We start from the raw sequence: 24982 nt of genomic DNA on the forward strand, positions 1-24982 counted from the left end.
CCCCAAGCCGGGGCAAAAAGCGAGTAGTTTGCCGGCCTATCGTCGAAATTTTCGAACGCGCGTTCCGCCATGCGTTCAGCCACTGTCGCGGGCACGCATCGCCTCGCCGATCGCATAAAACTGGCCGCCGGCCACGTGATGGATGCTGCGCCAGCCCGGTGCCGCGTGCTCGAACTGCCAGTGGCCGTCGCGAAAGGCGCGTTCGTCGGCCCAGGCGGCAACGACTTCGCCGATGAAGAGGTCGTAGACCGCCTGGTTGTGCGGCTCGGGAACCAGGCGGCATTCCAGCCAGGCCGCGCAGCCGGCGACAAAAGGCAGCGCGTCGCCGGCCAGATGCATCAGCGCGACGCCGCTGGCGCCCAGCTTGCCGGGGTCCCGGGCCAGCGAGCGGTTGCCGACGTCGTGGGTCAGCTGCAGCTGGTCGACCGTGGGCACCTGGATCACGAAGCGCCCGCTCGCCTCGATAAGCAGGCGGGTGCGGGTCGCCTTGTCCAGCACCACGGTGAGCTTGGGCGGGGCGAAGTCGAGGGCGCAGGCCCAGGCCGCGGCCATGACATTGTCGACGCCCTCGTGGTGGGCCGAGACGAGCACGGTCGGGCCATGGGTCAGCAGGCGATAGGCTTTTTCGAGGGGAACACTGAGGATATGTGGAGGCATGGGTTTTTCGAGAAATGCACGTGTGACCCACGCATGGTACCGATTATCCCGGCGCGGGCGGGCACGGATGCGGATTGGCCGGGCGAATGGAGCGCTGCGCAGCGCTTCACGCCAGGCGTGCCAGTTCCTCTGCGCTGAAACCGGCACGGCGCCGCGCCTCGATGTTGAAGGGCCCCTTCAGCACCGGCGCCTTGTACTGCACCGTCAAGACCTCGTAGGTGGAGACCGGCTCGCGCCCCTGTTCGGCGCACAGGTGCAGGTACCAGCGGTTGCCGATCTCCACATGGCCGACCTCGTCGCGCAGGATGATGTCGAGGATGGCGGCGGCCACCGCGTCGCCGGCCTGGGCCAGCTTGGCACGCAGCGGTGGGATCGCGTCCAGCCCGCGTGCTTCCAGCGTCCTCGGCACCAGCGCCATGCGCGCCAGCACGTCGCCGCGGGTCTTCTCGACCATCTCCCACAGGCTGTCGTGGCCCGGAAAGTCGCCATAGGCGTAACCCAGCGCCTTCAGGTGGTCGGACAGCAGGGAAAAGTGGTAAGCCTCTTCCTTCGCCACGCGCAGCCAGTCGAGGTAATAAGCATTCGGCATGCCGGGAAAGCGCCACAGCGCGTCGAGCGCCAGGTTGATCGCGTTGAACTCGATGTGCGCGAGCGCATGCACCAGCATGGCGCGGCCCTCGACGCTTGCCATCGAGCGCCGCCCGACCAGGCGCGGCGGTACCAATTCAGGCTTGTCCGGACGCCCCGGGATGGCACTGGCCGGCTCCAGCACGGCGCGCGGCGCAAGCGTGACGAGGCCGTCGGCGTAGGCGCCTGCCAGCGCGGCGACACCGCCTACCTTGATGGCAGGGTCGGTCTGGAGCAGGCAGGCCAGCGCGCCGGCGCGCAACTCGGGCGGATGGGACGGCATTGAAGGATTCCTTGCGAACAAAGGCGACAGTCTAGCAAATTCGACGAACGCCCTGCCGCCGGCCCGCCCTCATTTCCTCCCTGTCCGGCTTCATCCGGAACGAGATTGTTTCGTGATGCCGGCGCCAGCCCGCTTGCGATCCAGGGATGCCGCCCTGGACCGCAATGACCCGCATTCCCTTTGATCGCGGCATTGCGGCAGTCCGGACGGGCCAGGACGCCGCCCTGTGCGGCGCCTGCCTGACGACGTTCGTGCTTCGTGCAGGAATCATCATGCGTCCATACTCTTTCCTGTTTCCCGCTTCCATGTCCGTCCTGGCCGCGGGCGCCACAGCCCAGAACCTGCCCTGCCCGCAACCCGATACCGGGCCGATGTCCACCGTCCGGGTGAAAGTACGCCCCGCCCCGCGCACATCGACGCCAGGATCGACAATGAACAGCCGATCCGCCTGTACGCGGTAGCGCCCTGCCAGTTCGCCTCGCGCGACGGCAAGGTGCGGATGGAATTCAAGCGCGGTCCGGCCGGCGAGGACATGTCGATGAGCTATCTGCCGGACCGCCGCCTGGCCTGGGTCGTGGTGTCGAGCGTGCCGATGGCAAGCCGCTCAATTGTCGAGCCGGGCGCACCTCGTCCGGGAGGCAAGCCTCCCGGGCATCTCCGCTGCGCATTTCCATCTTGCCAATCCGGCGATCGGCCCCATCTGGCGTTGCATGAACGATCGCTCCCTGCCAACCAGCCAGCGCCATGCCTTTCACCCGGCCGTGCAGGCCTGGTTCGCTGCCAGTTTCCCGGCCGCCACCGAGGCCCAGCTGCGCGCCTGGCCGCCGATCCAGGCGGGGCGCGCGACCCTCGTGGCCGCCCCCACCGGCTCGGGCAAGACCCTGACCGCCTTCCTGGCTGCGATCGACGCGCTGGTCAGGGAAAGCGCGGAGCAGCCGCTGGCGGACGCCACCCGCGTGCTCTATGTCTCGCCCCTGAAAGCGCTGTCGAACGACATCCGCGTCAACCTCCAGGCGCCGCTCGCGGGCATCGACGAGCAACTGGCGGCGATGGGCCTGCCGCCGCACGGCATCCGCAGCGCCGTGCGCACCGGCGACACCACCACGGCCGAGCGCAACGCGATGCGCAAGCGCCCGCCGCACATCTTGGTGTCGACCCCCCGAGTCCCTGTACGTGCTGCTCGGCTCCGACAGCGGCCGCGCCATGCTGTCGAACGTTCAAACCGTGATCGTCGACGAGATCCACGCGGTCGCCGGCAGCAAGCGCGGCAGCCACCTGTCACTCAGCCTGGCGCGGCTCGATGCCTTGTGCGGCCGCCCGCCCGTGCGCATTGGCCTGTCGGCGACGCAAAAGCCGCTCGCGCTCGTCGCGTCCTTCCTGGTCGGCGCGGGACAGGACTGCGCGCTGGTCGACGTCGGCCACGTGCGTGCGCGCGACCTCGGGCTGGAACTGCCGCCGGTGCCCCTCGAGCCGGTGATGCCGAACGAGGTCTGGGAGCGCGTCTACGACCGCATGATGGAGCTGGTGGTGCTGCACCGGACCACCCTCATTTTCGTGAACACCCGACGCATGGCCGAGCGCATCGCGCGTCACCCGGTGACCGCCTGGGCGCCGGGCACGTGGCGGCCCACCACGGCAGCCTGGCCCAGGAGAGCCGCCTGGATGCCGAACAGCGCCTGAAACGCGGTGACCTGCGCGTGCTGGTGGCGACCGCCTCGCTGGAGCTGGGCATCGACATCGGCGACGTCGACCTGGTCTGCCAGGTGGGCTCGCCGCGCAGCATTTCCGCTTTCCTGCAGCGGGTCGGGCGTTCGGGCCACTTCGTGGGCGGCATGCCCAAGGGGAGATTGTTCCCGACCTCGCGCGACGACCTGGTCGAATGCGCTGCCCTGCTCGACTGCGTGCGCCGTGGCGAACTGGACCTGCTGCGCATTCCGCGCGCACCGCTCGACGTGCTGGCCCAGCAGATCGTGGCCGAAGTAGGCTCGCGCGAGTGGGAAGAGGACGCGCTGTTTGCGCTGGTGCGGCGCGCCCAGCCCTACGCGGACTTGCCGCGCGAGCGCTTTCGACGCGCTGCTGCGCATGCTGGCCGAGGGTTACAGCACCGGGAACGGCATCCGCGGCGCCTACATCCACCGCGACGCCGCCACCCGCTCGCTGCGCCCGCGCCGCGGCGGCAAGCTGGCCGCCGTCACCTCCGGCGGGACGATTCCCGAGAACGCCGACTACACGGTGCTGCTCGAACCCCAAGGCCTGTCGGTCGGCACCGTCAACGAGGACTTCGCCGTCGAGAGCCTGGCCGGCGACGTCTTCCAGCTCGGGAACACATCGTATCGCATCATGAAGGTCGAGTCGGGCAAGGTACGGGTCGAGGATGCACATGGCGCGGCGCCGAACATCCCGTTCTGGCATGGCGAGGCGCCTGGGCGCAGCGACGAACTTTCGCACGGCGTGGCACGCCTGCGCGCCGAGGTCGAGCGCGAACTGGCCTCCTCCAGCGGCGAGGAAGCCCTCGACCGCGCGACCGGCTGGCTGACCGAGCACCTTGGCCTGAAGGAGGACGCGGCCGGCCAGATCGTCGACTACCTGGCGCGCGCACGGGCGGCCCTCGGCGCCCTGCCGACCCTGGACACGCTGGTGATGGAGCGCTTTTTCGACGAGTCAGGCGGCATGCAGCTGGTGATCCACAGCCCTTTCGGCAGCCGCATCAACCGCGCCTGGGGCCTGGCCCTGCGCAAGCGCTTCTGCCGCAGCTTCAACTTCGAGCTGCAAGCCGCGGCGACGGAGGACGCCATCATCCTGTCGCTCTCGACGGCCCACAGCTTCCCGTTAGAGGAAGTATGGCGCTACCTGCGCGCCGGCAGCGCCGAGCCGGTGCTGGTGCAGGCGCTGCTGGACGCGCCGCTGTTCAACGTGCGCTGGCGCTGGAACGCCACGACGGCCCTGGCCCTGCCGCGTTTTGCCGGCGGGCGCAAGGTGGCGCCGCAGCTGCAGCGCATGAAGAGCGACGACCTGCTGGCGACCATCTTCCCGGACGGCGCCGCCTGCCTGGAAAACATCGCCGGCGACCGCGAACTGCCGAACCACCCGCTGATCGACCAGACCCCGGACGACTGCCTGCACGAGGCGATGGACAGCGAAGGCTGGCTGGCCCTGCTGCGCCGCATCGAACATGGCGACATCAAGCTCGTCGCGCGCGACCTGCCGGCGCCCTCGCTGCTGGCGGCCGAAATCCTCAACGCCCGCCCCTACGCTTTCCTCGACGACGCGCCGCTCGAGGAGCGCCGCACCCAGGCCGTGCTGAACCGGCGCTGGAGCGATCCGGCGTCCAGCGACGACCTGGGCGCGCTCGACGCCGATGCCATCGCCACGGTGGCCGGCGAGGCCTGGCCGCCCGCGCGCCATGCCGACGAAGTGCAGGAAGCGCTGGTGGCGCTCGGTTGCGTGACCCAGCGGGAAAGCCTGGATCGCCAAGGCTGGCCGGATTGGCTGGACGAGCTGGCGGCGGCCGGGCGCGCTACGCGCCTGCAAGGCGAGGGCTTGGACGCCTGGGTCGCGCTGGAGCGCCTCGACTGCGCGCAGGCGGCCTGGCCGGGGCGCGCGCCACGCCCGCCCTGCGGGTGCCTGCCAGCCACCGCGGCAATGGCGGCGCGCCGTGGACGCGCGACGATGCCCTGGTCGAGGTGCTGCGCGCGCGCCTGTCCGGCTTCGGCCCGCAGACGATCGCCGCCATCGCCGCGCCGCTGGCCCCGGGCGAAGGCGAGGCCGCGATCGCCCTGGCCCGGCTGGAAAGCGAAGGCTATGTCCTGCGCGGCCGCTTCACGCCGGGCGCGCAAGACGAACAATGGTGCGAACGCCACCTGCTGGCCCGCATCCACCGCGCCACCATCCGCGGCCTGCGCCGCGAGATCGAACCGGTCGAGGTGCGCGACTTCCTGCGCTTCCTGTTCGACTGGCAGCATCTCACCGTGGATACCGGCTGGCGCGGCCGGGACGCGCTGCCGCTGGCCGTCGCCCAGCTCGAGGGCTTCGAGGCCCCCGCCGGCGCCCGGGAAAGCGAACTGCTGGCGCTGCGCGTGCGCGATTATTTCGGCTACTGGCTGGACGAATTGTGCCGCTCCGGGAAAATCGTCTGGACCCGCATCGATGCGCCGCGCTCGGCCGCCGGCGGCCCCGTGCGCACGACCCCGATCGTGCTGCTGCCGCGGCGCCAGGCCGCGCTATGGCATGAAGTGCCCCTGCCCGCCGGTCCGCCCGAGATGTCGCCGCGCGCGCTAAAGGTGCTGGAGGTGCTGCGCCGCCATGGCGCCATGTTCCTCGACGAACTGCAGTTCGACACGCGCATGATGCCGGTCGAACTGGAGGCGGCGCTGGGCGAACTCGTGGCCACCGGCCTGGTGAACGCCGACAGTTTTGCCGGCCTGCGCGCGATGCTGGCCCCGGTCGCCAGGCGCGCCAGCATGGACCGCAAGCGCCGGCGCGGCGCCGGCCCGTCGATGGAGGAAGCAGGCCGCTGGGCGCTGGTACGCCGCGTCGTGCCGGAGGAAGGCGCGGACACGCCGCCCGCCCGGCGCCGCCTCGCCCCGAAACCCCGGAGCACGTCGCCATGACCCTGCTGCGGCGCTATGGCGTCATGTTCTGGCGCCTGCTGGAACGGGAAGCGGCCTGGCTGCCGTCCTGGCGCGAACTGCTGCCGGTCTACCATCGCACGGAAGCGCGCGGCGAGATCCGCGGCGGGCGTTTCGTGGCCGGCTTCTCGGGCGAGCAGTTCGCGCTGCCGGAGGCGATTCCCGCCCTGCGCGAAGTACGGCGCCGGCCGCCGGAGGGCAGCCTGGTCTGCGTGTCCGGGGTCGACCCGCTCAACCTGTGCGGCACCCTGCTGCCCGGCGACAAGGTCCCGGCGCTGGCCGGCAACCGCATCCTGTTCCGCGACGGCGTGCCGGTGGCGGCCGTCGTCGCCGGGAAGATCGTGTGGCTGGCCGACCCCGGCGCGGAGCGCGAGCTGCAGCATGCGGCGCTGGTACGGCGCTATTGAGGGGCCGCCCTGCCGGGGGCGGCCGCGCAGCGATAGGCGGCAGCATGTGGTCTTGTCGTCTGTCATCAGACAAGGGCCCGGCGTATAATCCGGTCACCACGATCAATCCGCCCGATGTCCCCCATGACCGCAACGCCGCTCCCGCCCGTTCCCCTGAAACGCCACCGCAACCTGGCCCAGGGCGTCGTTGCCCACCTGAGCGACAGCATCCGCGCGGGAAGCCTGAAACCGGGCGACAAGCTGCCGACCGAGTCGGAAATCATGCGCCAGCTGGGCGTGAGCCGCACGGTGGTGCGCGAAGCCATTTCGCACCTGCAGGCCTCCAGCCTGGTTGAAACCCGCCACGGCATCGGCACCTTCGTGCTGGAACCTGCGCCTGCCCCGATGGGACTGGATCCGGCCACCGTGGTGACGATGCGCGACGTGCTGGCCCTGCTGGAACTGCGCATCAGCCTCGAGACCGAGGCCGCCGGCCTGGCCGCCAACCGCCGCAGCGAGGAGCAGCTGGCGCAACTGCGCAGCGCGCTCGACAGCTTCCACGAATGCGCGCGCGCCGGGCGCGAGACGGTCGGCCCCGACATGCAGTTCCACCTGCTGCTGGCGCAGGCGTCCGGCAACCGCTATTTCCACGACATCCTCGGCCACACGGGCACCAACATCATCCCGCGCGCGCGCCTGAATTCGGCGCGCCTGGCCCATGACGACCCGGCGCACTACCCGGAACGCGTGATCCACGAGCACGAGGACATCTACAATGCGATCGCGCGGCGCGACCCGGACAGCGCACGCGCCGCCATGCGTACCCACCTGAGCAACAGCCGCGAACGCCTGCGCCGCGCCCAGGAAGACGCCGAAACGCGCGAGAAGTAAGGCGGCCATGAATCCGCAGCGAACGCGCGTGCGGAAAAAGCCCTTAATCCGCTTGCAAGCTTAACCGTAGCAAACTAAGATTCCGCAGATTGGCAGCGGCCCCTGCATCGCGGCGCCGGCCCATCATTCATCCAGGATTGAAGCACACATGAAGAAAACCGCCGCGCTGAACGAAGCCAGTGCCAATGAGCCGCGCCTGTACCGGGTAGTATCGGGCAAGATCGAGGAATTGATCCGCGCCGAGAACATCCGTCCCGGCGAGCGCCTGCCCTCCGAGCGCGACCTCGCGACCAAGCTGGGCGTGAGCCGCACCTCGCTGCGCGAAGCCCTGATCGCGCTGGAACTGGGCGGCACGGTGGAAGTGCGCGGCGGCTCGGGCGTGTATGTCAGCGAGCAGGCGACGCCCGTGGCGGAAGCCGTCACCGCCGGCCCCGGACCCTTCGAGGTGCTGGCCGCGCGCCGCCTGATCGAAGTCGAGGTCGCGGCGCTGGCGGCCAAGCATGCCAGCGCTTCCGCCATCGACGCCATCCTGGTAGCGGTCATGGAGATGGAGCAACACCACGAGGAACGCAGCGGCAACGAATCGGCCGACCGCAACTTCCACCTGGCAATCGCCCGCGCCACCGGCAACAGCGCGATGGTCGGCGTCATCGAATACCTGTGGAGCCAGCGCGGCTCGCTCTGGCACAAGCTGAAGGAACACTTCCAGACCGAGGAATTGCGCCAGCAGACCCTGATCGACCACCGCAACATCTTCGCGGCGATTGCGGCACACGACGTCGCCGGCGCCAAGACCGCGATGCGCGCCCACCTCGACCGCGTGACGCGTACCTTCTCGCGCGGGTAAGGAGCCGCGCCCGCGCCCGCCCTCATTGAAGATCCGCTCAAGGAGGCGACGGCGGCCGTACGTGGCGCCGCGCCTGTGCGCTTGCACTCCAGCAGCGAGAACCGTGGCTTACAGCGGCAGCGCCGCTCCCGGCGGACCGAACAGGCGGCACGCCATCTTGCGCTCGGCGTCGCCAATCGAATGCTCCTTTACCGGCTCCAGGGCCGGCGTCCCGCACTTCGTGCACACGGTGCGCCCGGGCTTGTCTCCGCCATGGACGATCCGTTCGAGCTCCGCCGCGCGCGGCGCCTTGCAATCGACTTCCTTCAGCGTCATCCAGTATTCGCCGGTCGGAATGGCCGGGGCCGGCGTCTTGCCCTGCCTGCTCCCCTGGGTGTGGATGGTCGTGCGGAACCAGGCCCGTACGCGGTCGCCCTTGACCAGGACGGGTTTGGGCAGGATGCTGAAGACGAGCAGCTGGCCGTCGAATTCGTCGGTCTCGGTAATGGGCACCAGCATTCCCGCACGCGCCGGCCGCGCTTGCGCACAGATGCGCGGCAGCTGTTTCTTGATGAGCGGGCCAACCTCGTAGGGGTCCTGATCCTGCATCGAAAAATTGTGCGCGGCCTGGATCACGGCGGGCATCTGCGCGATGCTCTGGCGTTCGGCGGCTGCGAAGTCGGGTATCCCGGAAGTGGAAGCGACCGCAAGGTAGGCAAAATTATCGGTCATCCAGCTGCCGTCGCAGGCAAGCAGGAAGTGTTCGGTCGCGATTTCCTTGTCTGCGGGCCTGTGCCTCAATACCCGCACCATCACGGCCTTGCCGATTTTGATGGCCGGCGCGGCGCCCAGGACGGTATGGGTCCCGTAACGCTCGCTCAGGGTGAGGTAGTCCGCGCCCGCCGCGGCGGCGCCGGACGCCCACAGGACAGCGGCGCAGGCCGCCAGCATGGTGCATGCCCGCCTGCTTGCTCGGTGCATCATCGATGTCTCCTCCGGTAAAGGCCAGTGCGTTCGAAAAGACGCGTGCTTGTCCCTTGAATGTCGAGCTGGACTATAGGGGGCCGAACGGACCTTGTCCATACAGCATGCCCGGATAGGGTCCCGTGGCAAGCGATCACCTCGAAGCCAGGCTGCTCCGGTCGCGCAGTTGGGAACGCGGGTGGCACGGCCACTTTTGCCAGTTTGTTCAGGCCGAAAAATAACTGGCTCGTCCAGATTGCAGAACTGGCCCGACCAAAGTACAATTGTCCGCACACTAATAATTTGCCTGAGGAATTGACTGGGGAAACTCCTCAAGGCGGACTGGCAGCAGCGGCGCATGCCGCACCAGTACTGGCATCGACCGGCCGTGACCTCGGCGATTTGCTCTCGTCACGACGGCACGGGTACGCGAGGTACCCATTCGTGCGATTCGGGGAAACACCCGGACGCTACCCACGATCACACGCAGGAGACACGTAGTGAAACACCAGAGCAACATCATCGGCCCACGCACGGCCGAACAGCGCTTCATTCTCACCGCCGTCACCGTCGCGGTCCTGACCCTGGCGCATAGCGCGGCCGCCGCGGACGCCCCGATGCAGCGCGTCGAAGTCACGGGCTCCTCGATCAAGCGCCTCGCCGCCGAAAACGCCCTCCCCCTCACCACGATCAAGGCCGAAGAGCTGACCAACCGCGGCCTGACGACGATGTCGGAAGTGGCCACCGCCCTGACGGTTGCCTCGACCAACGAGCCGGTTGGCGGCGGTGGCGGCGGCACCATGATCAACATGCGCGGCCTCAATACCAACCGCACCCTGGTGCTCCTGAACGGCCGTCGTCTCGCCAACGAGGCGCTCGGCGACAGTTCCGTCAACGTCGACGTGATCCCGATGGCCGCCATCGAGCGCGTCGAAGTGCTGCGCGACGGAGCCTCCGCCCTGTACGGCACCGACGCCATCGCCGGCGTGGTGAACTTCATCACGAAGAAGTCGATCAAGGACGTGTCCGTGAGCGCGAGCGTCGTCGAGCCCGAGCACCAGGGCGGCGGCCAGCAGCGCCGCTTCGGTTTCGTTGCCGGCAAGGGCGACCTGGCCGAAGACGGCTGGAACATCTATACCGCCTTCGACACCCAGAAGCGCACTCGCCTGCTGCAGAAGGACCGCCCGGGCATCACCGACCCGGCCACCATCGTCAAGCTGGGCGGCACCGCCTTCGTGCCGAACTCCTCGAGCGTGGGTGCCGCCTCGCCGGCCAACTACACGGTCTACGCGAACGGCAAGCCGACCAGCACCACGGGCAACCCGTATTTCGCGGCCGGCTGCGCCAGCCCCTTCGCGACCCAGACCACGATCCCGTCGACGCGCGCCTCGGGCGCGGGCAGCCGCACCTGCGTCACCGATCCGACCCTGTACCCGGAACTGCTGCCGGAAGCGGCGCAGACCACCCTGTTCACCAAGGGCAGCCTGGCGCACGGCGACGGCAAGGTGTTCTCGGTCGAACTGCAACTGGCGCGCTCCTACATCGACGCGGGCGACGCGCCCCAGCCTTTCGGTGCGAACGTCGACTATGACCTCCTGAACGGCTCGTCCGGCCGCCGTCCGCTGATGATCACCAAGGCCAGCAAATGGTACCCGGGCGGCAGCGGCGGCGTGCCCGCCGTGGCCGGCGTCACCGGCCAGGACCTGGCGCTGAACTGGAGCCTGGACGAACTGGGCGGCGTCGTCAGCCACGACGTGCAGACGAACCACCGCCTGGTGGCCGCCGACGAAGGCGACTTCAAGGGCTGGGACTACCGCGTCGGCGCGTCCTACGCCTACAGCCACCGCGACGTCGGCCTGAAAAGCGGCTTCGTGAAGACGCCCGGCCTGTATGCGGGCGTGGCCAACGGCACGCTGAACCCCTTCGGCCCGCAGGACGAGGCCGGCCGCGCCTACCTGGAAAGCATCTCGGCCGACGGCCAGACCTACCGCGAAGCCGACGTGCGCTACTACGGCGCCGACTTCAACCTCTCGCGCACCTTCATGGAGTTGAAAGGCGGCTCGCTCGGGCTGGCCATCGGCGGCGACTGGCACCGCGAGACCTTCGAAGAAGACATGAACATGCTCGGCAACGAGGTGGTCTACAAGATTTCGGGCAGCCCTGGCCGCAACCCGAGCGGATCGCGCAAGGTGGCCGGCCTGTATGCCGAACTCGATGCGCCCGTCACCAAGCAGCTGAACCTGAATTTCGCCGTCCGCGGCGACCATTTCAGCGACTTCGGCTCGACCTTCAATCCGAAGGCCAGCTTCCGCTACCAGCCCTTGAAGGAAGTCATGATCCGCGGTACCGTCAGCACGGGCTTCCGCGCGCCGACGCTGCCGGAACTGTACGGCACGCCGCGCACGCTGACGGCGTCCTCGTTCAGCTGGGACGACCCGCTGCTGTGCCCAAGCGCCACGCCAGGCGCCGCCGGCACCGGCCAGGTGACCACGGATCCCCGCTACGCCGGTTTGAACCTCGATCCTTCGCGCGTCTGCAACACGCGCCTGACCACGCTGACAGGCGCGAACCCGGACCTGCAGCCGGAAAAATCGAAGACCTATACGATCGGTTTCGTGGTCGAGCCATTCAAGAACTTCATGGCCACCGTCGACTTCTGGAAGATCGACATGACCAGGACGATCGCGCAGATCGACGAGCCGACCATCTTCAACAACCTGGGCCAGTACCAGGACCTGTTCGTGCGTAACCCGGACGGCACGCTGCAGTACATCACCAAGACGCGCCTGAACATGGGCGGCCTGAGAACCCAGGGCATCGACATCGGCATGAGCTACCTGCTGCCGACCGCGAACTGGGGCCGCTTCGGCGCTTCGCTCGACGGCACCTTCACCGACAAGTACGAAGGCCAGAACGAAGTGGGCAGCGAGTGGATCGATGTCGTCGGCCGCGTGGGCGCACTGGCCACCGGCTCGACCTCGTCGAACACCTATGTCTTCAAATGGAAGCACACGGCGCGCGTGAACTGGACCTATGGCCCCTTGTTCACCCAGCTGACGCAGCAGTACTCGTCGAGCTACGAAGACACCAACGCCCTGCCGACCCAGAAGCCGGGCCAGCCGTTCTACAACGTGATCGAGCCCTACAGCGTCTACAACCTGACGGCCAGCTACAAGGTGTCGGACAAGTTCAAGATCGGTGGCGGCGTGAACAACCTGTTCGACACCGACCCGCCCCTGTCGAACCAGCGCCTGTCCTCGCGTGTCGTGTTTGCGCGTAACATCGCCAAGCCGATCGGCCGTACCTTCACGGTGCGTGCGGATTACACGTTCTAAGCTTGAACGCGTGGGGTGGACGGGTTCTCTGTCCACCCTGTTTTTCCCCGGAGGTCCCGCATGAAGTACCCCGCGACCCTGCTCGCCCTTTCCTTTCTCGCGGCACCCGCGACCGCCGCCGGTCCCGCCCCCGCCAAAGCCGTCCGCATCATCCTCGTCGGCGACTCCACCATGGCCACCAGATCCGGCTATGGCGACGCCCTGTGCGCGCGTTTCACGCTTGAAACCAGCTGCATCAACCTGGCACGCGGCGGGCGCAGTTCCGGGAGCTTCCGTGCCGAAGGGCGTTGGGACGAGGTCCAGGCGCTGCTGAAGGATGGTGCCTCGTTCGCAGCCACCTATGTGCTGGTCCAGTTCGGCCATAACGACCAGCCGGGCAAGCCGGGCCGCTCGACCGACCTGGTGACGCAGTTCCCCGCCAATATCGATCGCTATGTCACCGACACCGTCGCCGCCGGCGGCGTGCCGGTGCTGGTCACGCCGCTGACGCGCCGGTCTTTCAAGGGCAACTACCTGAAGGACGACCTGGCGCCCGGGCGGCCGCCACCCGCCGCGTGGCAATCGAGCGCAAGGCAGCGCTGATCGACCTGAACGCGCTCAGCGCGGCCGCCGTCCAGAAGATGGGCCAGGACGAAGCCGATACCCTGGCACAGGCCCCGCGACCCGCCGACTATGGGGCGGCTTCGCCCGCGCCCGGCACCGAGCCGCAGGGCACGCCGAAAAGCGCCTTCGACCGCACGCACCTCGGTCCCAAGGGTGCCGGGCTGTTTTCAGGTATGGTCGCCGGCGAGCTGGTACGCCTGTTCCCCGCCATGGCGAGCAGCCTGAAGGCAGCGGCACCGCACACGGTCCCTCAACCATGATGGGGTCGAAGCGCCACATGAAGCACACTTCCCTCACCCTGCTCCTGCTGGCCTCCCTCGCCGGCGGCGCGTTGGGCGCCCCCTCCCTTCCCGGCGGCGCGCGCGAAGAAGCACCGCTGGACGGCTGGGCGGCGCAGGAAGGCGGCACCCGCGGCGGCCTCGAAGCCGTACCCGCCCGCGTGTTCACGGTCGCCACCCCGGCGCAGCTGCGCGCCGCCCTGGCCGACAGGAACGGTGCGCCACGCATCGTCGCCGTGCAGGGCATCCTCGACATGAGCGAAGGGCGCCCCTACACGAGTACCGCCGACCAGGCCGAGCGGGGCGAGGTGCGCCTGCGCAGTAACACGACCCTGATCGGCCTGGGACCGCGGGCCGGCTTCGTCAACGCCCACCTGATGGTCTCGAAGGTTTCGCAGGTCATCATCCGCAACCTGAACTTCCGTAATCCCTGCGACGTCGCTCCCGTCTGGGACCCGAAGGATGGCCGCGAGGGCAACTGGAACGCGGAGTTCGACAGTATCTCGATCGTTGGGGCCACCCACGTCTGGGTCGACCACAACAGCTTCACCGACGCGCCCTTCCTCGACGACCGCCAGCCGGTCGAGAACGGCAAGCACAAGCAATGCCACGACGGCACGCTCGACATCCGCGACGGTGCCGATTTCGTGACGGTGTCCTACAACCGCTTCGCCCTGCACCAGAAGAACATGCTGATCGGCGCCAGCGACAAGGCGGTCGGCGACAGCGGCCACCTGCGTGTCACCCTCAGCAACAACCTGTTCGAGCACATCGCCAGCCGCGCGCCGCGCGTGCGCTTCGGCCAGGTCCACCTTTTCAACAATTACCACGTGGGCGACCGCAAGCATCCGGTCTACAAGTACGAGTACGGCGTGGGTGTGGCCCGGCGCGCGCGCATCGTCTCGCAGGCGAATGCCTTCGATATCGCCGGCGCCCGTTCCTGCCTGGATGCGGTGCGCAGCTTTCGAGGCCGAGGGGCGGACCCGCAGGAGGGCGGCGTGTTCACCGACAGCGGTTCGCTCCTCAATGGCGCGCCGCTTGGTGCCTGCGGCGCGTCCGGCTCGCCCGCCTGGACCGTTCCCTACCCGTTCTCGCCGCGCCCGGCCGAGGCGGTGCGCGCCCATGTGCTGGCCACCGCCGGCACCGGCAAGCTGGTCGAGCGGGTAGCCGTCGCCGGCTGCCCCACGGCGGATTTCCTGTTCTGCGACGGTTTCGAGCGCACCCGTGCTGGCGACTGGGAGCGCCAGGCCGGCAGCGATGCCGGCCTGGCCGCACAGCCAGCCGGACGGCGCGCGGAACCAGGTGCTGCGCATGACGGGCACCGGGCGCGTCATGGTCCTGGCAAGACAGCCGAAGCTGGCCACGCTCGTGCAGGACAACGCCTTCGTCGAGACGCGTGTGCGCTTGCAGCCAGCCCGCGCCACCCAGCAGTTCTACCTGATCGGACGCCATGTCGACGCGCGCAACTGGGTCGGCGCCGGCGTCGAGCAGCTGCCTGGGACCGACACCGTGCAGATCCAGCTGCTGCGCATGCAGGATGGCGTGTTGAAGACGCTCAAGCGCGTGCCGCGCGCGCGCCTGGCCGACGGCCGCTTCGCCATGCTGCGCCTGGAGATGACGCCCTCGCTGCTGGCGGTGTATCTCGATGGCGAAAAGATCACGACCGCGCCGCAGCCTGCGTTCAGCGCACCGAGCGCCCGCGTCGGGCTGCTGGCCCGGGCGGCGGCATCGAGCTCGACGACCTGCGTGCAGGCGTCCCGGGCGTACAGCCCGCACGCATTGCGCCGTCACTGGCCAGCCAGGCATTCACCGCGCAGGCGGGAGACCCGGCGCAGCACCTGGCCGTCAGTGCCCTTGCCAGCGATGGCGTTTCGCGCCTGGCTTTCCGCGCCACGTCGAGCAACCCGGCGGTGGTGGAAGTCACGCCTGCGCCAGGCGGCATCACCATCACACCAAAAGCGCCCGGCAGTGCGGCCATCGTACTGGCAGGCGTGCATGACCCCGCGCTGCAAAGCACGCTGACGGCAACCGTGACGGCGGCCTTCTCCGCACCGGCCGGCGGGAGCACCGTCGCAATCGCCCAGGCCGTCCAGCCAGCCGTGGGCGCCACCGCGGTGCCGCCCGACACGCCGCTACGCATCCGCTTCGACCGCGCACCCCGGCTGGCCGCCGCGGGATCGGTGCGCATCTTCCGCGCGGGCGACGATGCCCTCGTCGATATCGTCCGCCTGGGCGAGGAAGTGCGCGCCATCGGCTACCCGGCCAGCCGCGCTCGCGCTACCTGCGCATGACCCCGATCACGGTCGAGGGCGACACGGTGCTGGTCCGCCCGCACGCGGGCACGCTCGCCTATGGCACCGCCTATTACGTCATGGCCGAGGGCGGCGCCTTCCTCGACGCGGCGATTGGCGGCCAGCCTTTCGCCGGCATCGGCAAAGGCGGCTGGCACTTCCGCACCGCCGACGCGCCGCCTGCCGGCGCGGTCCTGCGCGTGGACGACGACGGCGCCGCGGACTTTCGCACCGTGCAGGGCGCGGTGAACCACGCCATGCGCGCCTTCCCGAAGGCGGCGCCGGTCACGGTCGACGTGCACAATGGCCGCTACGACGAACTGCTCTTCATCCTCGGCAAGGACAACGTGACGATCCGGGGCGAAAGCCGCGACGGCGTCGTCATCGAGGCCCTGAACAACGACGGCATCAACCCCGGTTCGGGCGCCAGCCAGGGCGCCGCTTCGCCATCGTTCACCGGCGGGCGCCCGCTGCTGTCCGTCGAGGAAGCGGACCTGCTGACCCTGGAAAACCTCACCCTTCGCAATACCACCCGGCGCGGGGACACGCGTTCGGGCCAGGCCGAGACGGTCTACTTCAATACCGACAGCGGCCGCCTGGTGGCGAAAAATGCCAGCTTCTACAGCGAGCAGGACACGATCCAGGTGAAGGGCTATGCCTGGTTCCATCGCACCCTCGTCGAGGGCAATGTCGACTTCATCTGGGGCGCGAACCGCGCGGCCCTGTTCGAGGCGAGCGAACTGCGTACGGTCGGCGACAGCGGCAACCCGCAATCGGGCGGCTACCTGGTACAGGCGCGCACGGTGACGGCAACCGACCCCGGCTTCGTGTTCCTGGACAGCGTGCTCACGCATGGGCCTGGTCCGAAGGGCAATGGCGTCCCAAGCGGCGCCACCTACCTGGCGCGCAGCCCGGGCACGGCATCGACCTGGGACAACGTGGCGTTCGTCAATTGCCGGATGGGAGAGCACATCGCGCCCGTCGGCTGGGCCGGCGCGGGCGTGAACCGCGAGCCGGCGCCGCATCCTGCGATGGCAAATGCAGCGCAGGGCTGGCGTGAGTATGGTTCGACCGATTTGGCGGGCAAGCCGCTGGACCTGTCGAAGCGCGTGGGCGGCTACCTCATGACGGCCGAGGAAGTGGAGGCGCGCTTTGGCAGCCGGGCGAGCATCTTCGCCGGATTTGGCGGCGGACAGGGGTGGGATCCGGCGCCGTGAGTAGTGGCGGTGGTACCGCGTGGGCTCGGGGAGCCCACCCTACGCCTGCACGCGCGGTTTCGTAGGGTGGGCACTTGTGCCCACGCCGTATGGGCATCCGAACGGTGTTACCACGTGGGCACAGGGCGCCCACCCTACAAACCCTGCGCGGGCAGCTTCTGTAGGGTGGGCGCTCCGAGCCCACGCGGTTCCGCACCGGCGGCTAAACCGTACGCTAGCGCTGCTTCGCACCCATGTGCTCATCCAGGAAGCGCACCGTCGCCTCCACCGTCGGCGCCAGCCAGGGGTCGAACAGCCAGAAGCTGTGCGGCGTCTCGGGCAGCACGACCACGCGGCTGGGCACGCCCGCGGCGGTCATCCTGGCGATCATCTCGTCGCGTCCCACCGAGAAACGCGGCTGACCACTGCCGATGAACAGGATCGGCGGCGTCTGCCGGTTCACGTAGAACGTCGGCGAGGCTTCGCGCCACAGCGCTGCTTTTTTCCGCATAGCGTCCGCCAAACCAGGCGCCCGCCGCCGACGGCTTCCTGGCCGGGTCGTCCTCGTACTTGCGCGCCGCCTCCGAAGTAAAGTCGGACAGCCCGTCGATATTCACGATCGCCTGCGCCGCACTCGAGACCGCGCCAGGCGCCGCCGCATCAAAACGCGCGATGCCGTCGGTAACGCCCACCAGGCTGGCAATCTGTCCGCCTGCCGAGCCGCCGCCCACGGCGATGCGCCCCGGATCGATGCCGTATTGCGCCGCGTTGGTGCGCACCCAGCGCAGCGCCGCCTTCACGTCGACGATGGCGGCCGGGTACGGGGCTTCGCCCGAGAGCCGGTAGCTGACCGTGGCCGCCGCATAGCCGCGTTCGGCCATGCGGATCGCCATCGGCGCGAAGTTCGTGCGTACGCCCGTGCGCCAGCCGCCGCCGTGCACCAGCACAATCGCAGGCAGGCGCACAGTGCCGCGCTTCGCCGGGAGATACAGGTCGAGCTGCAGCGCGCGCTCGCCATGGCGTACATAGGTGAGGTCGCGCAGCACCTCGACTGTTGCCGGCGCCTCGCGGCTGGCGACGGTGATGAAGGGGTAGCGCCCCACCAGCCTGGCGTACGTGGTTTCAGCGGTGTAGCTGTCGGCCGGCGCCGCCGGTTCTGCCGCCGCCGGCAGGCTCAGGGCTGCGATGGCCATGGCGGCGCTCGCGGTCAGGCGCAAGTTCATCGGGTTTCTCCGGATTGGTCGTGGACGCGGAAGGCCACGCGCCGGCGCAGTGTAAGTCCGGGCGCCAGTATCGTCAGGCCGTTATGCGCCGGGCCGCCCGGCAGGTTGTGGGCGTTGATCGCATGGTCCACCGGCTCGAAGCAGAAGACGTCCCTGCCGACCGGCGTGTAGAGGATGAAGTAATCCATGTCGGCCACGATCTCCAGCGCCAGCCGGCTGTCCGGCCAGGCGACGATGGCGCGCCCGTCCCAGCCGCGGAACACGTGGTCCACGGACTCGCCGGGCAGCGCGCGCGCCTGCGCGAAATCCCAGGCCGCGGGCAGGTCGATGCCATCCGCGGGCAAGCCGAGCGGCCCGCGATTCCAGGTGCCGCGCGCCCCTGCCTGCAGCGTGACGCCGGAACGGCGCGGCAGCCAGGGATGCAGGCCGAGCCCGAAGGGCAGCGCGGCCGTGCCGGTGTTGGTCGTTTCCAGCGTGACCTGCAGCGCGCTGTCGGTCAGCAGGTAGCGCAGCCGCGCCGCATAGGAAAATGGTGTCCCGTCGCGTCGGTCGAGGTGCAAGCTGACGCTGCTGCCGCAGTGCGCCTCCACCCGCCAGGGATGCTGCCAGCCGTCCCCATGGATGGGACAGGGTTCGCCGGGACGGTTCGCTTCCAGCGCGACCTTTCTATCCTCGAACACGAAACCGCTCGGGTCGATGCGGTTCGACCAGGGCACGAGCGGGAAGCAGGCCAGCTGCGAGGTCGTCGGCGGCGGTGCGCCCTCCACGTGCACATAAGGACGCAGCACCGGTTCCGCGCCGCCGGCGCCCAGCCAGTCGAGGCGGCCGAGGCCACCCGCGGCGCCAGGCAGCACTTCGGCCTGCAGCCGCTTGCTGCGCAGCGTGACGACCTGCAGTGCGGCTGGCGGCTGCATCAGCGGTACATCGGCCCGTCGAGCAGGAACTTGCCGCCCTGGTAGATCGTCGTCACGTCGTCCTTCTCGGGGAACTCCGAGGTATCGGCGAACTTGTGTGCGAACAGGTCCGAGCTGTCCTTGGCCTTGTAGCCGAGGTGGCGCGCGAAGCGGTTGTCCCACCAGACGCTGCGGTTGTCCGACATGCCGAAGACGATGGTGTGGCCGACCCGCGGAGCGAACAGCGAGCAGCGCAGCATTTCAAGCAGGTCGTCATAGCTGAACCAGGTGCTCATCATGCGCTTGTTGACCGGCTCCGGGAAGCTCGAACCGATGCGGATGCACACCGTCTCGACGCCGAAGCGGTCGTAGTAGTAGCGCGACATGGTCTCGCCGAAGCACTTGCTGATGCCGTACATGCTGTCGGCGCGCGCGGGCATGCTGGCGTCGAGCATGTCGGTGGTCTTGTAGTAGCCGACCGCGTGGTTCGAGCTGGCGAAGATCACGCGCTTCACGCCGTGCTTCTGGATGGCTTCATACAGGTTGGCCACGCCGAGGATATTGGCCTGCATGATGTCCTCGAACGGCGCCTCGGTGGAGATGCCGCCGAAGTGCAGCACCGCATCGACGCCTTCCATCAGCGACAATACAGCCGCCTTGTCGGCCAGGTCGCACTGCACGATTTCCTCGTTCGGGCCTGCCTCGCCCATCGGGGCCAGGTCGGACAGGCGCACGACGTCTGCCCAGGGCTGGATGCGTTCGCGCAGCACGCGACCGAGGCCGCCCGCGGCGCCCGTGAGCAGGATGCGCTTGAATGGTTTGGAGGGTGGAGTGTGCGTCATGCCGGTTCTTCCTGGTGGGGTTCGAAATGAATGCTGCGATGGCTGCGAGTATGCCATGAAAAATCATTAACCGGCTAGTCCGCCTTGCGCATGCGGTCAGACCACATTAGAATGGCCTGACCAAAAAGGCAATCCGACAGCAGAAGGCCGCGGCTTTTGGATTTCCACCACAATCCATACGAGACAACGATGAACCTGCCCACCAAGCTGCTTGCCACCCTTGTCGCGTTCGCCGCCCTGCACGGCGCCGCATCCGCCGAAGGCCCCTACCGCAATCCGGACAACAAGAACGCCAGGGACGCGGGCGAAGGCACTTACCCGGTACCCTACAAGAAGCCCGTCCCGGCGGAGATCACTGCCGCCCTGCACCGCATCCGCGGCTACATGGAAGCGCAGACACCCACGCGCGTCGTCACCAAGTCCGGGGCGCCCGTTACCGACTTCAGGACTCCGGTGAAGGATGCCGTCGTCGAGGAAGGCCCGGCCGACTTCGGCCTGCAGGTCTACGAAATGGGCGTGGTCCACGCCGGCATGCTCAAGGCCGCGGAGGTCACCGGCGACAAGCGTTTCACGGACCTGACCGCGCGCCACCTGAACTTCATCGCTGAAAAACTGCCCTACTTCCGCGCCCAGGAAGAACGCTTCCACCTCGAGCGCGCGAATGCCTTCTCGCGTTTCCTCGACCCGCGCTCGCTCGACGACGCCGGCTCGATGTGCGCGGCGATGATGCGTGCCCGCGCCGCCAGGGTCGGCCCGGAGCTGTCGCAACAGATCGCCGTCTGCGGCGACTGGGTCGCCAACAAGCAGTTCCGCCTGGCGGACGGCACGCTGGCGCGCCAGCGCCCGCAGGCGGCCTCGCTGTGGGCGGACGACATGTACATGGGCGTGCCCGCCCTGGCCGAACTCGGGCGCATGACCGGCAAGCGCGCCTACTATGACGACGCGGTGAAGAACGTGCTGCAGATGTCGGGTTACATGTTCAATCCGCAGCTGGGCCTGTACACCCACGGCTGGAACGCCAACAACCCGGACGCGCCGCAATTCTACTGGGGCCGCGCCAACGGCTGGGCGGTGCTGTCGATGTCGGACCTGCTCGACGTCCTGCCGAAGGACCATCCTGGCTACCCGAAAGTGCTCGAGCAGCTGAAGAAAAGCCTGCGCGGCATCGCGCAGTACCAGTCGGGCACGGGCCTCTGGCACCAGATGCTGGACCGGAACGACTCCTACCTCGAGACCTCGGCCAGCGCCATCTTCACCTATGTGTTCGCCCACGCGGTGAACCAGGGCTGGGTCAGCCCCACCACCTACGGATCGATCGCGATTGCCGGCTGGGCGGGCCTGTCGACCCGCATCAACGAGCGTGGCCAGGTCGAGGGCACCTGCGTCGGCACCACCTTCGCCAGCGACCAGGTGTACTACTACAATCGCCCGGCCAGCGTCGACGCCCTGCACGGCTACGGTCCGGCACTGCTGGCAGGCGCGGAAATCATCAAGCTGGTGAACAACCCGGCCTTCACCATCGAGCACCGGGTGCGCACTTATCACTTCGTGCCGAAGGGCTTTGATACCAACTACCGCGAACACCACTGATCGAACGGAGAGCCACATGTCCACCATGAATCTGCGTTGTACCCTCGCCGGCCTGGCCGCCCTGGCGGCGTTGGCACCCGCCCTGGCCGCCGAGCGCCTGGTCGTCACGGTCAGCCACGACCTCGCGCTGGCCCGCCCATCCGAGACCATCACCATCCCCTGGCTTGAAGTCAATCGCGCCCTGCCCGGCGCCCTGATCCAGCGCCTGGTGGTCAAGGATGCGAAGGGGCGCGTGCTGCCGCACCAGGTGACGAACGTGGCGCCGCTGGCGAAGGACCCGAAGAACGTCGGCGCCGCCTACGGCGAACTGATTTTCCAGCACGACTTCGCGGCTGGCGAAAAGTCGGCCAGCTTCACGATCGAAAAAACCGAGACCCTGGCGCCGGTCTTCCCCGCGAAAGCCTTCGCCCGCTACGTGCCGGAGCGCCTGGACGACTTCGCGTGGGAGAACGACCGCATCGGCCACCGCACCTATGGCCCGGCGCTCGCGGCCCCGGCGCCTGAGGGCAGCGGCAAGGAAGTGCTGGTGACGAGTGGCCTCGACCTGTGGTTCAAGCGCGTCGACTACCCCATCGTCGACCGCTGGTACAACAAGGGCCACGACCACTATCACAAGGACGAGGGCGAAGGGATGGACCAGTACAACGTCGGCAAGTCGCGCGGCTGCGGCGGCACCGGCGTCTGGAACGGCAGCGCGCTCTTCACCAGCACCAACTACAAGACCTGGAAGGTGCTGGCCAACGGCCCGGTGCGTGCCGTGTTTGAACTCAGCTACGATGCCTGGGACGCCGGCGGCATCCAGGTGACCGAGACCAAGCGCTTTACCGTCGACGCCGGCCACCAGCTCGACCAGATCGAGAGCACTTTCACCTTCAGCGGCCCGCAGCAGATCACGGTGGCCGTCGGCCTGAACAGGACGCCCTCGGACAAGAAGCAGGATCCGAAGATCGCGGTCGTCAAGAGCGAGTCGGATCCGTCGCTGCTGCAGTGGGTGCAGCAGGCCAGCAATGGCGCCATGGGGACGGCCGTCGTGCTGCCCGGCGCGACCGGTTTCGCCGAGGACGCGCTCAATCACCTGGTCCTGGCGAAGGTGGAATCGGGCAAGCCCTTGCGCTACCTGGCGGGGGCTGCGTGGGACCGCGCCGGGCGCGTCACCTCGCAGGAGGCCTGGACGAAGTATGTGGCCGAGGCGGCGGCGCGGGCGAAGAGTCCGGTCAAGGTGAGCCTGGCGCCACGCTGACCGCTTTTCCGCGTCAAGCGCGCTGTCGGGGCGCTGGGCGGCGCCTTCCGACCAGGGAAGCGTTTCCTTGTCACGAACCATCCGTTACACTGGTGACCGGCTCCCGCCGCCGCCATTGGAGAACAGATGCGCCCTTCCCGGATCGTGCTTTCGGCCCTGTTTTACGCAGTCCTGTCCGTGCTGCCCGCACAGGCGAAGGACGCCTGCTACAGCCGCTACGACAAAGAGGCGGATCCGGCCGCGGACGCCACGTTCGACAAGGGAACGTCCGCATTCAGTCAGGGCGACCACGCGGCGGCCGTGGCAGCGTGGGCAAGCCTTGCCGAGACCGGCGACTGCCGCGCCCAGTACAACGTCGGCACCGCCTATCTCGCCGGAAGCGGCCGGCCAAAGGACATTTCTGTGGCACTGGCCTGGTTCCGCAAGGCCGCCGAGCAGGGCAACGCAAAAGCGCAGTACAACCTGGCGGAGGGGTACCGTGCCGGCGAAGGCATCGAGAAGGACCTGGGCCAGGCCATTGCCTGGCACCTGAAAGCTGCCGACCAGGGCATGACCAGGTCCCACGCCATGCTGGGCCTGATTTACGACAAGTCACCGGACGTTCCGCGCGATATCGAGAAAGCGGTGCGGTTCTATCGCCAGGCGGCCGCCCAGGGCGAAGCCGGTTCCTGCCTGAACCTCGGTGTCATGCATGCGCTCGGCGAAGGCGTCGAGCGCGACAAGGTCCTTGCCCACTTCTTCGTCGGGATCGCGGCAGCGGCGCATTTCCCGGCGGCCGAGGTCACGCTGCCGAAAATCCGCGCCAAGATGAGTGTGCAGCAGATCGAGGAAGCCGAAGGGCTGGCCAGGAACTGGACACCGGCGACTGCGCTGCCCGACAGATCGAGGACAGGACGGTTCTGAGCGAAGCCGCCGCATGCTGCGCGCGTATCGTCCTTCGAATGGCGCGGGCGGGCGGCGGCTCCGTTATTCCGATCCTGATCGCAATCTCACCCGCTCGTGCCCGGTCACGCGCGTGCCGGCACTCCGCGCGCAACAAGGCATCCGGTCGCGAAGCAAGCCAGCGCGCTCATACCGACGATGGATTCGGTTCGAAATTCAGGCAGTGCGAGGGCGAGCTGGGCGAAATAGGCCATGCCGAACAGGCTGCCGCCAAGCGCCACCGCACCGCACCAGGAGCGCGAGCGGAACAGTCCATAGGCTGTCGCGTATGCCCATACGCTCAGTGCCACCGCCACGGCGAGATTCCCGAGTACCCAGAGCTTCGGGTTGATCCAGTCGCTGACACCGATGACGAAACAGTCGGGAACCCACGCACTGCGATCGTTCCAGCCCTCGAACAGCCGGCCGTCGAAGCAGAACATGCCCAGCCCGAGGAGCGTCAAGGCAAACCAGACCAGGGCAACTCCGCCACATGCCGCGGCAGCTGCAAGCACGATGCGTATGCCGGATTGTGTGTATCGGAACAAGGCGGACCACAGTCGAAAGAGGCGAATTGGCAGCGCTGATCGACGCGCATTAATGCAAGCGGTCGCACCGAATGGATCAGTGTAAGACCATCCTGGCTCCCCGGGCAAGTCACGCCCACATCGAAGCTGGGCTAGGCGACGCTAAGCTTGTCTACCCGGGCCCGGGAGCCGCGGTGCGAACGATTCCCGGTGGAGGGTTCGCATTTGGCTCGGCAACTTTCGGTTACCATGCCGTCGTATCTCTACTTCCAGAATGACTGCACACATGATTGTACGAACCTTGGTTTTTTTCGGTTGCCTGCTGGTCTCTCCGCTGGCGGCAGCGGCCGACTGGGAACCTCTGCAAGCAGCCGCACTCTCCTTCATGGACGTCGGCACGATGGCCGAGAAGACCATGGCGCTGTGCGATAAGGCGGAGCTCGGCAATGACGAGCGCGCGCGGTTGGCGGCAGCTTACCGGCATTTCAGGGAAATCCATTTGCCGCAAAAGGCGGCCGTCAATGCTTACGTGATCGAATCGGCCAGGCAGCTCGGCCCGGATGGCCCGCAGTTCCTCGCACGGTTCCAGGACCCGGCCGTGCGCAAGGAGTTGGCCGAGTGGTTTCCCACCAAGCGGGTCAGCAGGGACTATTGCGTCGTCTTGCTCACGAAAATGCTGGACGGGCAGTACCTGGCCTTGAACTTTAACGACTATGCCATCCGGATCCGTGAAGAAGGAATGCTCGGATCCAGTCCTGGCAAAGTGGATTAGAGCGTCTCAC

General features: G+C 68.1%; 18 protein-coding genes and 1 pseudogene. 12 read left to right on the forward strand and 7 right to left on the reverse strand.

Translation table 11 applies throughout. The features are described from left to right. Positions 1 to 75: 75 nt before the first annotated feature. Both G4G31_RS16740 and G4G31_RS16745 read right to left on the reverse strand, forming a co-directional pair. Positions 76 to 657 (reverse strand): flavin reductase family protein, encoded by a 582-nt coding sequence (locus tag G4G31_RS16740; protein WP_182988606.1) that lies wholly within the window; start codon positions 655 to 657, stop codon positions 76 to 78. Positions 658 to 763: 106 nt separating this feature from the next. Further along, a complete protein-coding gene (locus G4G31_RS16745; RefSeq protein WP_182988607.1) occupies positions 764 to 1567 on the reverse strand; it encodes a ferritin-like domain-containing protein in 804 nt (267 codons plus the stop codon). 710 nt (positions 1568 to 2277) lie between these two features. Here G4G31_RS16745 and G4G31_RS16750 point away from each other — a divergent pair. From G4G31_RS16750 to G4G31_RS16760, 3 genes and pseudogenes are all read left to right on the forward strand, one after another. Further along, positions 2278 to 6602 (forward strand): annotated as a pseudogene (locus G4G31_RS16750) (DEAD/DEAH box helicase). A gap of 123 nt (positions 6603 to 6725) precedes the next feature. Further along, positions 6726 to 7472 carry a FadR/GntR family transcriptional regulator gene (locus tag G4G31_RS16755; protein ID WP_182988608.1) on the forward strand — a complete coding sequence of 249 codons (747 nt, stop codon included), beginning with the start codon at positions 6726 to 6728 and terminating at the stop codon, positions 7470 to 7472. A 148-nt stretch (positions 7473 to 7620) separates the two neighbouring features. Further along, a complete protein-coding gene (locus G4G31_RS16760) occupies positions 7621 to 8319 on the forward strand; it encodes a FadR/GntR family transcriptional regulator (protein WP_182988609.1) in 699 nt (232 codons plus the stop codon). Positions 8320 to 8427: 108 nt separating this feature from the next. Here G4G31_RS16760 and G4G31_RS16765 read toward each other — a convergent pair whose 3' ends face one another. Beyond that, a complete protein-coding gene (locus G4G31_RS16765; protein WP_182988610.1) occupies positions 8428 to 9282 on the reverse strand; it encodes a hypothetical protein in 855 nt (284 codons plus the stop codon). A gap of 479 nt (positions 9283 to 9761) precedes the next feature. Between G4G31_RS16765 and G4G31_RS16770 the strand changes: the two genes are divergently transcribed. The 5 genes from G4G31_RS16770 to G4G31_RS16785 are packed head-to-tail and all read left to right on the forward strand — an operon-like array spanning position 9762 to position 16985. Continuing rightward, complete coding sequence (locus tag G4G31_RS16770) at positions 9762 to 12596, forward strand: TonB-dependent receptor (protein ID WP_182988611.1); 2835 nt, start codon at positions 9762 to 9764, stop codon at positions 12594 to 12596. A gap of 60 nt (positions 12597 to 12656) precedes the next feature. After that, complete coding sequence (locus tag G4G31_RS16775; protein ID WP_202033630.1) at positions 12657 to 13178, forward strand: hypothetical protein; 522 nt, start codon at positions 12657 to 12659, stop codon at positions 13176 to 13178. After that, the gene (locus tag G4G31_RS24590; protein WP_202033631.1) at positions 13151 to 13459 is read left to right on the forward strand and encodes a hypothetical protein; all 309 of its coding nucleotides are present in this window, start codon (positions 13151 to 13153) and stop codon (positions 13457 to 13459) included. Before G4G31_RS16775 ends, G4G31_RS24590 begins: the two co-directional genes overlap by 28 nt. A gap of 17 nt (positions 13460 to 13476) precedes the next feature. Beyond that, on the forward strand, positions 13477 to 15768 hold the full coding sequence (locus G4G31_RS16780; protein ID WP_182988612.1) for a hypothetical protein: 2292 nt from the start codon (positions 13477 to 13479) through the stop codon (positions 15766 to 15768). Further along, complete coding sequence (locus G4G31_RS16785) at positions 15765 to 16985, forward strand: pectinesterase family protein (RefSeq protein WP_182988613.1); 1221 nt, start codon at positions 15765 to 15767, stop codon at positions 16983 to 16985. The genes G4G31_RS16780 and G4G31_RS16785 overlap by 4 nt, the downstream gene beginning before the upstream one ends. 239 nt (positions 16986 to 17224) lie before the next feature. Here the strand turns inward: G4G31_RS16785 and G4G31_RS16790 are convergent, their stop codons facing one another. Genes G4G31_RS16790 through G4G31_RS16800 form a run of 3 tightly spaced genes read right to left on the reverse strand, consistent with a single transcriptional unit; the run spans position 17225 to position 19922 of the window. Beyond that, complete coding sequence (locus tag G4G31_RS16790; protein WP_229425058.1) at positions 17225 to 18187, reverse strand: alpha/beta hydrolase; 963 nt, start codon at positions 18185 to 18187, stop codon at positions 17225 to 17227. Further along, positions 18184 to 19101 carry an aldose 1-epimerase gene (locus G4G31_RS16795; RefSeq protein ID WP_182988614.1) on the reverse strand — a complete coding sequence of 306 codons (918 nt, stop codon included), beginning with the start codon at positions 19099 to 19101 and terminating at the stop codon, positions 18184 to 18186. Before G4G31_RS16795 ends, G4G31_RS16790 begins: the two co-directional genes overlap by 4 nt. Further along, positions 19101 to 19922, reverse strand: coding sequence for an NAD(P)-dependent oxidoreductase (locus tag G4G31_RS16800; RefSeq protein ID WP_182988615.1), 822 nt, complete (start codon positions 19920 to 19922; stop codon positions 19101 to 19103). Before G4G31_RS16800 ends, G4G31_RS16795 begins: the two co-directional genes overlap by 1 nt. Before the next feature lie 189 nt (positions 19923 to 20111). Here G4G31_RS16800 and G4G31_RS16805 point away from each other — a divergent pair, with 189 nt between their 5' ends. From G4G31_RS16805 to G4G31_RS16815, 3 genes are all read left to right on the forward strand, one after another. Beyond that, positions 20112 to 21512 carry a glycoside hydrolase family 105 protein gene (locus G4G31_RS16805; protein WP_182988616.1) on the forward strand — a complete coding sequence of 467 codons (1401 nt, stop codon included), beginning with the start codon at positions 20112 to 20114 and terminating at the stop codon, positions 21510 to 21512. 16 nt (positions 21513 to 21528) lie between these two features. After that, positions 21529 to 22752, forward strand: a complete 1224-nt coding sequence (locus tag G4G31_RS16810; RefSeq protein ID WP_229425059.1) for a DUF4861 family protein — start codon at positions 21529 to 21531, stop codon at positions 22750 to 22752. A gap of 126 nt (positions 22753 to 22878) precedes the next feature. After that, positions 22879 to 23655, forward strand: coding sequence for a tetratricopeptide repeat protein (locus G4G31_RS16815; protein WP_182988617.1), 777 nt, complete (start codon positions 22879 to 22881; stop codon positions 23653 to 23655). Positions 23656 to 23759: 104 nt separating this feature from the next. On the opposite strand, the gene G4G31_RS16820 is transcribed toward G4G31_RS16815, so the two are convergent. After that, a complete protein-coding gene (locus G4G31_RS16820) occupies positions 23760 to 24116 on the reverse strand; it encodes a hypothetical protein (protein WP_182988618.1) in 357 nt (118 codons plus the stop codon). Positions 24117 to 24486: 370 nt separating this feature from the next. On the opposite strand from G4G31_RS16820, the gene G4G31_RS16825 reads away from it, so the two are divergent. Beyond that, on the forward strand, positions 24487 to 24972 hold the full coding sequence (locus G4G31_RS16825; RefSeq protein ID WP_182988619.1) for a hypothetical protein: 486 nt from the start codon (positions 24487 to 24489) through the stop codon (positions 24970 to 24972). Positions 24973 to 24982 lie beyond the last annotated feature (10 nt).

The organism is Massilia sp. Se16.2.3 (genome assembly GCF_014171595.1).
Lineage (GTDB): Bacteria > Pseudomonadota > Gammaproteobacteria > Burkholderiales > Burkholderiaceae_D > Telluria.